The organism is Streptococcus sp. 1559 (genome assembly GCF_013276735.1).
Classification (GTDB): Bacteria; Bacillota; Bacilli; order Lactobacillales; family Streptococcaceae; genus Streptococcus; species Streptococcus pseudopneumoniae.
In genome coordinates, this window is record NZ_VMLO01000061.1 from 1 (window position 1) to 9,290 (window position 9,290).

7 protein-coding genes and 3 pseudogenes are annotated in these 9,290 nt (G+C 41.6%); 9 read left to right on the top strand and 1 reads right to left on the bottom strand.

Going from position 1 to position 9,290, the window contains the following annotated elements; translation table 11 throughout:
* From HT688_RS08090 to aguB, 7 genes and pseudogenes are all read left to right on the top strand, one after another.
* Nucleotides 1-332, top strand: a pseudogene (locus HT688_RS08090) (IS30 family transposase); the annotation flags it as partial.
* 589 nt (nt 333-921) lie between these two features.
* A complete protein-coding gene (locus tag HT688_RS08095) occupies nt 922-2,382 on the top strand; it encodes an aminotransferase class I/II-fold pyridoxal phosphate-dependent enzyme (RefSeq protein ID WP_050208461.1) in 1,461 nt (486 codons plus the stop codon).
* Complete coding sequence (gene speE, locus HT688_RS08100; protein ID WP_000366717.1) at nt 2,383-3,243, top strand: polyamine aminopropyltransferase; 861 nt, start codon at nt 2,383-2,385, stop codon at nt 3,241-3,243.
* Nucleotides 3,240-4,499 carry a saccharopine dehydrogenase family protein gene (locus tag HT688_RS08105; RefSeq protein WP_050208464.1) on the top strand — a complete coding sequence of 420 codons (1,260 nt, stop codon included), beginning with the start codon at nt 3,240-3,242 and terminating at the stop codon, nt 4,497-4,499. Before speE ends, HT688_RS08105 begins: the two co-directional genes overlap by 4 nt.
* Nucleotides 4,499-5,626, top strand: a complete 1,128-nt coding sequence (nspC, locus tag HT688_RS08110; RefSeq protein WP_016399312.1) for a carboxynorspermidine decarboxylase — start codon at nt 4,499-4,501, stop codon at nt 5,624-5,626. The genes HT688_RS08105 and nspC overlap by 1 nt, the downstream gene beginning before the upstream one ends.
* On the top strand, nt 5,623-6,708 hold the full coding sequence (aguA, locus tag HT688_RS08115) for an agmatine deiminase (RefSeq protein WP_050208467.1): 1,086 nt from the start codon (nt 5,623-5,625) through the stop codon (nt 6,706-6,708). Before nspC ends, aguA begins: the two co-directional genes overlap by 4 nt.
* Before the next feature lie 9 nt (nt 6,709-6,717).
* A complete protein-coding gene (gene aguB / locus HT688_RS08120; protein WP_050208470.1) occupies nt 6,718-7,593 on the top strand; it encodes an N-carbamoylputrescine amidase in 876 nt (291 codons plus the stop codon).
* A gap of 145 nt (nt 7,594-7,738) precedes the next feature.
* Here the strand turns inward: aguB and HT688_RS08125 are convergent.
* Nucleotides 7,739-8,537 (bottom strand): annotated as a pseudogene (locus HT688_RS08125) (IS5 family transposase); the annotation flags it as partial.
* Nucleotides 8,538-8,667: 130 nt separating this feature from the next.
* Between HT688_RS08125 and HT688_RS08130 the strand changes: the two are divergent.
* Nucleotides 8,668-8,807 (top strand): annotated as a pseudogene (locus tag HT688_RS08130) (IS630 transposase-related protein); the annotation flags it as partial.
* A gap of 41 nt (nt 8,808-8,848) precedes the next feature.
* On the top strand, nt 8,849-9,290 hold a 442-nt coding region (locus tag HT688_RS08135; RefSeq protein ID WP_172923694.1), incomplete at its 3' end, for a winged helix-turn-helix domain-containing protein.

Genomic DNA, 9,290 nt, shown 5'->3' on the forward strand with positions numbered 1-9,290 from the left:
TTCTGCTTACAAGAGTGAAAAATTATTGTTTACTGGTCTTAACTGATCGAAGGACTAGGCATCAAATTATCCGATTGATTCCAAATAAAAGTGCTGAGGCGGTCAATCAGGCTTTAAAACTCATCTTAAAACAACATCAAATTCTTTCCATCACGGCAGATAATGGTACAGAATTTAACCGCTTGTCTGATGTATTTTCTGAGGAACATATCTATTATGCGCACCCCTATGCCTCTTGGGAAAGGGGAACTGATGAGAATCACAACAGCCTCATTCGTAGATGGTTACCTAAGGGAACTAAGGAAACGACTCCCAAAGAAGTCACATTCATCTAAAATTGGATTAATAACTATCCTAAAAAATGCTTGAACTACAAATCACCCAGAGAAGACTTCTTCATGGCTAACTTGAACTTGAAATTTGGCATAATGAGTATTAAATCAAATAAAATCCAACTATTTTGCGAACTTTTTATATTTTTTTCGTAAAAGGCTTTACAAGTTCTTAAAAACATGATATAGTAATAAAGCTTAGAAAATGAGATGATGTTTTCTAGCAAATATAAACCCGAGTAAAAAATGCCTACGGACAGGCAGGGTTGAATGCCGAAGCGTGGTTGAAAAACCACATTATTGATAGGGTTAAAAGCCTACTTTTATAAGTTGATGTTAGGACACTTGTCCTAATTCATAAATTTTTAGTGTGGTGAAAGCACACGTCATCTTGTGAAACGATCAATAAAGTACGTAATATTTGCTACTAGAGAGTTAGGAAACATCGGGAACAGACATACTCAACAGAAACAAACATAAAAACGTCAGAAGATTGCAGAGCAGGTGGAAACCTGCTCTTTTTTCATGAGTCAACCTTTAGTCGCCTTTATCTTCTTGAGGCACTAAAAATACGGTAAAGGAGTAAGTCTTGAAGAAGTTAGATCAAAACCAAGCCCCAATTTATGAGGCTTTGGTGAAGTTACGCAAGAAAAGGATTGTTCCCTTTGATGTTCCAGGTCACAAGCGTGGACGAGGAAATCCAGAACTTGTCGAACTGTTAGGTGAAAAATGTGTTGGCATTGATGTTAATTCGATGAAACCCTTGGATAATCTTGGTCACCCCATTTCGATTATTCGGGATGCAGAGGAGCTGACAGCTGATGCTTTTGGAGCAACCCATGCTTTTCTCATGATTGGTGGAACAACTTCATCGGTGCAGACTATGATTCTGTCAACCTGCAAGGCTGGAGATAAGATTATTCTGCCACGTAATGTCCATAAATCTGCTATCAATGCGCTGGTTCTATGTGGTGCCATTCCCATCTATATCGAGATGAGTGTGGATCCTAAGATTGGTATCGCTTTAGGTCTTGAAAATGACCGAGTAGCCAAGGCCATAAAGGACCATCCAGATGCCAAGGCCATTTTGATTAACAATCCCACTTACTACGGCATCTGTTCAGATCTTAAAGGTTTAACGGAAATGGCTCATGAAGCTGGCATGATGGTTTTAGTAGATGAAGCCCACGGAGCGCATTTGCATTTCACTGATAAACTTCCAATTTCTGCTATGGATGCAGGGGCTGATATGGCAGCAGTTTCCATGCATAAGTCTGGTGGGAGTTTGACCCAAAGCTCCATTTTACTTATCGGGGAGCAGATGAATTCTGAATACGTTCGTCAGATCATCAACCTGACCCAATCAACATCTGCTTCTTACCTGTTGATGGCTAGTTTGGATATTTCACGTCGCAACTTGGCCCTTCGTGGTAAAGAGTCGTTTGAGAAGGTCATTGAGCTATCCGAGTACGCTCGTCGTGAAATCAATGCCATAGGTGGCTACTATGCCTACTCAAAAGAGTTAATAGATGGTGTGTCGGTCTGTGATTTTGATGTAACCAAGCTGTCAGTTTACACTCAGGGTATTGGCTTAACAGGTATCGAGGTTTATGACTTCCTACGAGACGAATACGACATTCAGATTGAGTTTGGTGATATTGGCAATATCTTGGCCTATATTTCGATTGGTGACCGCATCCAAGACATCGAGCGCTTGGTCGGTGCTCTTGCTGATATCAAGAGACTCTACTCACGAGATGGGAAGGACTTGATAGCAGGAGAATATATCCAGCCCGAGTTGGTGTTATCTCCTCAGGAAGCCTTCTATTCAGAGAGAAAAAGTTTGACCTTAGATGAGTCTGTTGGACAGGTCTGTGGAGAATTTGTCATGTGCTATCCTCCAGGGATTCCTATCTTGGCTCCTGGCGAACGCATTACACGAGAAATTGTCGACTATATCCAATTTGCCAAGGAACGTGGTTGCTCCCTCCAAGGGACGGAAGATCCAGAGGTCAATCACATCAACGTCATTAAGAGAAAGGAGAAATAGATGGATTTATGGTTTTCTGAAGTTCATACTCCAGATGTCAAATTGTCTCTGAGAACAGCCAAGCAACTTTACGCTGGAAAAAGTGAATGGCAGGATATCGAAGTCTTGGATACGCCAGCTTTTGGGAAAATACTGATTTTAAATGGCCATGTCTTGTTCTCAGATGCGGATGATTTCGTCTACAATGAAATGACCGTTCACGTTCCCATGGCTGTCCACCCAAATCCAAAGAAAGTATTGGTTATTGGGGGTGGTGACGGCGGTGTTGCCCAAGTATTAACACTCTATCCTGAACTGGAACAAATCGATATCGTGGAACCGGATGAGATGTTGGTCGAGGTCTGTCGTGAGTATTTCCCAGACTTTGCTGCAGGGCTAGATGATCCTCGTGTTACCATTTACTACCAAAATGGGCTACGCTTTTTGCGAAACTGCGAAGATGATTACGATATTATCATCAACGATGCGACAGATCCATTTGGCCATACGGAAGGACTCTTTACCAAGGAATTCTACGGCAATAGTTATCGAGCTCTGAAGGAAGACGGCATCATGATTTACCAGCATGGGAGTCCCTTCTTTGACGAGGATGAGTCGGCCTGCCGAAGCATGCACCGCAAGGTCAATCAAGCCTTTCCAATCAGTCGGGTTTATCAGGCCCATATTCCAACTAGCCCAGCTGGCTATTGGTTGTTTGGATTTGCATCGAAAAAATACCACCCTGTCAAAGATTTTGACAAGGAAGGTTGGAAAAAACGCCAGCTTTTCACAGAATACTACACTGCAAACTTACACGTGGGATCCTTTATGTTGCCCAAGTATGTTGAGGACATTTTAGAAGAAGAGGAAGGAAAAAAATGAGTCGTTTACTAGTTATTGGTTGTGGGGGCGTTGCCCAAGTTGCTATTTCAAAGATTTGTCAAGATAGCGAAACATTTACAGAGATTATGATTGCTAGCCGTACCAAGTCAAAATGCGATGACTTGAAAGCGAAGCTAGAAGGCAAAACAAGTACTAAAATTGAAACTGCAGCACTTGATGCTGACAAGGTTGAAGAAGTGATTGCCCTGATTGAAAGCTACAAACCAGAAGCTGTTTTGAATGTAGCTCTGCCTTATCAAGATTTAACCATTATGGATGCTTGTTTGGCAACAGGTGTTCACTATATCGATACAGCCAACTACGAAGCAGAAGACACAGAAGACCCTGAGTGGCGTGCTATCTACGAAAAACGTTGTAAGGAACTTGGTTTTACAGCCTACTTTGACTACTCATGGCAGTGGGCTTATCAAGAGAAATTCAAAGAAGCAGGCTTGACTGCTCTTCTTGGTTCTGGTTTTGACCCAGGTGTAACTAGTGTCTTTTCAGCTTATGCCCTCAAACACTATTTTGATGAAATCCATTATATCGACATTTTAGACTGTAATGGCGGTGACCACGGTTATCCATTTGCAACCAACTTTAATCCAGAAATTAATCTCCGTGAGGTTTCTGCGTCAGGTTCTTACTGGGAAGATGGGAAATGGGTCGAAGTCGAAGCTATGTCTATCAAGCGTGAGTATGATTTCCCTCAAGTTGGACAAAAAGATATGTATCTCCTTCACCATGAAGAAATTGAATCGCTGGCCAAGAACATTCCTGGAGTCAAACGCATTCGTTTCTTTATGACTTTTGGTCAATCTTACTTGACACATATGAAATGTCTTGAAAATGTAGGACTCCTTCGTACGGATACCATTAACTTCAATGGACAAGACATCGTTCCGATTCAATTCTTAAAAGCCTTGCTTCCAGCCCCTGCCAGTCTTGGGCCACGTACAGTCGGAAAAACCAATATTGGATGTATCTTTACAGGTGTCAAAGATGGCGTTGAAAAGACTATCTACATCTACAATGTTTGCGACCATCAAGAGTGCTATGCAGAAGTCGGGTCACAAGCAATTTCATACACGACAGGAGTTCCAGCCATGATTGGGACAAAATTAGTCATGAACGGAACTTGGAAACAAGCTGGAGTGTATAACCTTGAGGAGTTAGATCCAGATCCATTCATGGAAGCTTTGAATGAGTATGGTTTGCCATGGGTTGTGGTTGAAAATCCACAAATGGTGGACTAATGAAGTTAGAACAAGTACCAACACCAGCCTATGTTATTGACTTGGCCAAGTTAGAAGCTAATTGCCGCATTCTACAATATGTACAAGAAGAGGCCGGTTGCAAGGTCTTGCTTGCCCAGAAGGCATATTCCCTCTACAAAACTTATCCCTTGATTAGCCAGTATCTATCAGGTACGACAGCTAGTGGACTCTATGAGGCCAAATTGGCAAGGGAAGAATTTCCTGGTGAAGTCCATGTATTTGCGCCTGCTTTCAAGGATGCAGACTTGGAGGAATTGCTAGAGATAACGGACCATATCGTCTTTAACTCAGAGAGACAGTTGCGTAAACACGGTCCGCGTTGTCGAGAGGCTGGTGTCAGTGTTGGTTTGCGCCTCAACCCTCAGTGTTCAACTCAAGGAGATCACGCGCTCTATGACCCTTGTGCACCAGGTTCTCGCTTTGGAGTTACTATAGACAAGATTCCGAGTGATTTGCTAGATTTGGTTGACGGACTTCATTTTCATACCCTTTGCGAGCAGGGAGCAGATGATTTACAAACAACTTTGAAAGCAGTAGAAGAACAGTTTGGTCCCTACTTACATGAGGTAAAATGGCTCAATATGGGTGGTGGTCATCATATTACAAGAGAAGGTTACGATGTGGATTTGCTGATTTCAGAAATCAAGCGTATCCGAAAAACTTACAATCTTGAAATCTATATCGAGCCTGGTGAAGCCATTGCGCTTAATGCGGGTTATTTAGCAACTGAGGTATTAGATATTGTAGAAAACGGTATGGAAATCTTGGTTTTAGACGCCTCTGCGACCTGCCATATGCCTGATGTACTTGAGATGCCCTATCGTCCACCTTTGAGAAATGGCTTTGAGGCACAGGAAAAAGCCCATACCTACAGACTTTCTTCTAATACCTGTCTGACGGGCGATGTGATTGGTGATTATAGTTTTGAAAATCCAGTCCAAATCGGAGACAGACTTTATTTTCAAGACATGGCCATTTATTCTTTTGTCAAAAATAATACCTTTAATGGTATTGGATTGCCAAGTCTCTATCTCATGGACGAACAGGGAGACTGTAGCTTACTCAAAGCTTTTGGCTATCAAGACTTTAAAGGGAGATTATCATGATGGACAGTCCCAAAAAATTAGGCTATCGTATGCCAGCAGAGTATGAAACCCACCATGGTACTCTCATGATATGGCCGACTCGACCAGGTTCATGGCCCTTTCAAGGAAAAGCTGCTAAAGCAGCATTTACTCAGATCATCGAGACCATAGCAGAAGGGGAAAGAGTCTATCTTTTGGTGGAGCAGGCCTATCTATCTGAAGCCCAATCCTATCTTGGAGACAAGGTTGTTTATTTAGACATTCCCACCAATGATGCCTGGGCGCGTGATACAGGTCCGACTATTCTTGTCAATGATGAAGGCCAGAAATTAGCCGTGGATTGGGCCTTCAATGCTTGGGGAGGCACCTATGATGGTCTTTATCAAGATTATGAAGAGGATGACCAAGTAGCCAGTCGTTTTGCTGAGGCCTTGGAAAGGCCTGTCTATGATGCTAAACCTTTTGTACTGGAAGGAGGCGCAATCCATAGCGATGGTCAAGGAACTATTCTCGTAACTGAAAGTTGCTTGCTTAGTCCTGGTCGCAATCCTAACTTGACTAAAGAGGAGATTGAAAACACATTATTAGAAAGTCTTGGTGCTGAAAAAGTTATTTGGCTTCCTTATGGTATTTATCAGGATGAAACCAATGAACACGTCGATAATGTTGCTGCCTTTGTTGGTCCTGCTGAGCTTGTTTTGGCTTGGACAGATGACGAAAATGATCCCCAGTATGCCATGTCAAAAGCAGATCTCGAATTCTTAGAGCAAGAAACAGATGCAAAAGGTCGTCACTTCACTATTCATAAACTTCCAATTCCAGCTCTTCATCAAGTTGTAACCGAAGAGGATTTGCCAGGCTACATCTATGAAGAAGGAGAAGAAGAGCGATACGCAGGTGAACGACTAGCAGCTTCCTACGTAAACTTTTATATTGCCAACAAGGCTGTCCTAGTTCCTCAGTTTCAAGATAAAAACGACCAAGTAGCCTTAGATATTCTCAGTGAGTGTTTCCCAGACCGTAAAGTTGTCGGAATTCCAGCCAGAGATATTCTCTTAGGTGGTGGCAATATCCACTGTATCACCCAACAAATCCCAGAATAGGAGAAAAAGATGAGAAATGTAAGAGTTGCAGCCATTCAGATGCAATGCGCCAAGGATGTGGCAACAAATATTCAAACAGCGGAGCGCTTAGTACGTCAGGCTACAGAACAAGGCGCTCAAATCATTCTCTTACCAGAGTTGTTTGAACGTCCCTATTTCTGTCAGGAACGTCAGTATGACTACTACCAGCATGCCCAGTCGGTGACAGACAATACAGCTATTCAGCATTTTAAAACCATTGCCAAGGAGCTAAAGGTCGTTTTACCAATCAGTTTCTATGAAAAAGATGGTAATGTCTTGTATAACTCTATTGCCGTCATTGATGCAGATGGTGAGGTGCTGGGTGTTTATCGAAAGACCCACATACCAGATGACCATTATTATCAAGAAAAATTTTATTTCACACCTGGCAACACAGGTTTCAAGGTCTGGGATACTCTCTATGCCAAGATCGGGATCGGTATCTGTTGGGATCAATGGTTCCCTGAAACAGCCCGCTGTCTTGCGTTAAATGGTGCTGAATTGCTCTTTTATCCTACAGCCATTGGTTCAGAGCCAATTTTAGATACGGATAGTTTTGGTCATTGGCAACGTACCATGCAAGGACACGCAGCAGCAAATATTGTTCCAGTCATCTCAGCCAATCGTTATGGATTGGAAGAGGTCACGCCTAGTGAGGAAAATGGCGGACAGAGTTCCAGTCTTGACTTCTACGGTTCCTCCTTTATGACGGATGAAACAGGAGCTATTCTAGAACGAGCTGAAAGACAAGAAGAAGCTGTTCTGTTAGCTACTTATGACCTAGACAAGGGAGCAAGTGAACGCCTAAACTGGGGCTTGTTTCGAGATAGAAGACCAGAAATGTATCAACGAATTACGGACTAGTAGGGGAGAAATGAGAGGTTCATTCTGCTAGACTAACTTCTTATTAGCAACTATAAGATACTATGGTATCTAGTAAATCGATTTTTATGATTCACTATTCTTTTATCTTGATTAGTCCGTATTTTATACTAGACTTCCTGCAAAACTAGAATCCTAGTTCATGATTGATAATACCAACAATCAAATTCATTCGTAATCCGAAGCGTTTACGATGATTTCGATAGGTTGTTGAAAACATTTTAAACGTTTTTACTTTGGCAAAGATGTTCTCAACCTTGCTTCTCTCCTTAGATAGCGCATGGTTACAGGCTTTCTCTTCAGCTGTTAGCGGCTTGAGTTTGCTGGATTTACGTGGAGTTTGTGCTTGAGGATATATCTTCATGAGCCCTTGATAACCACTGTCAGCCAAGATTTTACCAGCTTGTCCGATATTTCTGCGACTCATTTTGAACAACTTCATATCATGACAATAGTTCACAGTGATCTCCAAAGAAACAATTCTCCCTTGACTTGTGACAATCGCTTGAGCCTTCATAGCGTGGCATTTCTTTTTACCAGAATAATTCGCTAATTGTTTTTTAAGGCGATGGATTTTTACTTCCGTCGCATCAATCATTACCGTGTCCTCAGAACTGAGAGGAGGTCTTGAAATCGTAAAACCACTTTGAACAAGAGTTACTTCAACCCATTGACTCCGATGGGTTAAGTTGCTTTCGTGGATACCAAAATCAGCCGCAATTTGTTCATAAGTTCGATATTCTCGCACATATTGAAGTCGCCATAAGAAGGTATTCTAGGCTTAGTTTAGGTTTTCGTCCCCCTTTTGCGTGTTTACCTTGATAAGCTGTTTTCAATACAGCTAACATCTCTTCAAAAGTCGTGCGCTGAACAGCAACAAGGAGCTTAAATCGTGTATCAGTTAGTTGTTTACTTGCTTCATAATTTTATTGTATCATATTTTTGTTTCACAGGAAGTCTATTATATTTAAGGATATTTGAAAGCTGTATTTTAGAAAAACAATTATGGAGTTTTGATATTTTCTTAGTTTCAAACAAGCATGTTATAATAAAGCTATGGCATATAGTACAGATTTTAAACATCGAGAATTAGATTACATCAAAGAGGGGCACAGCCATGTCGAGGCAGCCAAGGTTTTTGATGTTGGCGTCAGAACTCTCTTCATGTGGGAAAAGAAAGACGTGAACAAGGACACTCATACTAAGCTAAAATAAAAAAGCATTATATAGTAGTAATATGAAATCAACTAAAGAAGAAATCCAAGCTATCAAAACACTTTTAAAAGACTCTAGTACAGCTAAATATCATAAACGCCTTCAAATCGTTCTATTTCGTCTGATGGGTAAATCTTATAAAGAGATTATAGAGCTTTTAGGCTGTAATCAAACAACGATTTGGCCAACTGTAAAAAAATATGAGGAGTTCGGACGCGATTCTCTCCTTCAAGAAACACGTGGTGGTCGTAACCATGCATATATGACAATTGAGGAAGAGAAAGCCTTTCTTGCCCGTCATTTGAAGGCTGCAGAGGCAGGAGAATTTGTTACAATTGATGCCTTATTTCAGGCTTATACAAAGGAGTTAGGTTCTTCCTACACACGTGATGCCTTTTATCAACTCTTGAAGCGCCATGGTTGGCGAAATATTAGGCCACGTCCAGAACATCCCAAGAAAGCAG

What these genes read in the sequence shown, in the direction of transcription:
- nspC (WP_016399312.1), top strand. Translation starts at nt 4,499, where the DNA reads ATGAAGTTAGAACAAGTACCAACACCAGCCTATGTTATTGACTTGGCC.
- aguB (WP_050208470.1), top strand. Translation starts at nt 6,718, where the DNA reads ATGAGAAATGTAAGAGTTGCAGCCATTCAGATGCAATGCGCCAAGGAT.
- aguA (WP_050208467.1), top strand. Translation starts at nt 5,623, where the DNA reads ATGATGGACAGTCCCAAAAAATTAGGCTATCGTATGCCAGCAGAGTAT.
- HT688_RS08105 (WP_050208464.1), top strand. Translation starts at nt 3,240, where the DNA reads ATGAGTCGTTTACTAGTTATTGGTTGTGGGGGCGTTGCCCAAGTTGCT.
- speE (WP_000366717.1), top strand. Translation starts at nt 2,383, where the DNA reads ATGGATTTATGGTTTTCTGAAGTTCATACTCCAGATGTCAAATTGTCT.